Genomic DNA, 1,145 nt, shown 5'->3' on the forward strand with positions numbered 1-1,145 from the left:
ATCCCCCACAGTCTCACTGCCGCGCTCTCACTTACCGGCATTCGGAGTTTGGCTAAGGTCAGTAACCCGGTAGGGCCCATCGCCTATCCAGTGCTCTACCTCCGGCAAGAAACACGCGACGCTGCACCTAAATGCATTTCGGGGAGAACCAGCTATCACGGAGTTTGATTGGCCTTTCACCCCTAACCACAGGTCATCCCCCAGGTTTTCAACCCTGGTGGGTTCGGTCCTCCACGAAGTCTTACCTCCGCTTCAACCTGCCCATGGCTAGATCACTCCGCTTCGGGTCTTGAGCGTGCTACTCAATCGCCCTATTCGGACTCGCTTTCGCTACGGCTTCCCCACACGGGTTAACCTCGCAACACACCGCAAACTCGCAGGCTCATTCTTCAAAAGGCACGCAGTCACGACCGTTGTTCCGAAGAACAACGGCGACGCTCCCACGGCTTGTAGGCACACGGTTTCAGGTACTATTTCACTCCGCTCCCGCGGTACTTTTCACCATTCCCTCACGGTACTATCCGCTATCGGTCACCAGGGAATATTTAGGCTTAGCGGGTGGTCCCGCCAGATTCACACGGGATTTCTCGGGCCCCGTGCTACTTGGGTGTTTCTCAAACGAGCCGTTGATGTTTCAGCTACGGGGGTCTTACCCTCTACGCCGGACCTTTCGCATGTCCTTCGCCTACATCAACGGTTTCTGACTCGTCTCACGGCCGGCAGACCGTGAAAGAGAGATCCCACAACCCCGCATGCGCAACCCCTGCCGGGTATCACACGCATACGGTTTGGCCTCATCCGGTTTCGCTCGCCACTACTCCCGGAATCACGGTTGTTTTCTCTTCCTGCGGGTACTGAGATGTTTCACTTCCCCTCGTTCCCTCCACACTCCCTATGTGTTCAGGCATGGGTGACAGCCCATGACGACTGCCGGGTTTCCCCATTCGGAAACCCCCGGATCAAAGCCTGGTTGACGGCTCCCCGGGGACTATCGTGGCCTCCCACGTCCTTCATCGGTTCCTGGTGCCAAGGCATCCACCGTGCGCCCTTAAAAACTTGGCCACAGATGCTCGCGTCCACTGTGTAGTTCTCAAGCAACGACCAGCCACCCATCACCCCACCAGACAAGCTGATGAGTGCACTGG

General features: G+C 57.3%; 1 rRNA gene. It reads right to left on the bottom strand.

Annotated features, from left to right (window positions below):
• Positions 1-1,062: ribosomal RNA gene (locus ACFQ6Y_RS30325) — 23S ribosomal RNA — on the bottom strand; the annotation flags it as partial.
• Positions 1,063-1,145: the final 83 nt, after the last annotated feature.

Origin of the sequence: Rhodococcus sp. NPDC056516 (genome assembly GCF_042794655.1) — a bacterium.
Classification (GTDB): Bacteria; Actinomycetota; Actinomycetes; order Mycobacteriales; family Mycobacteriaceae; genus Rhodococcus_F.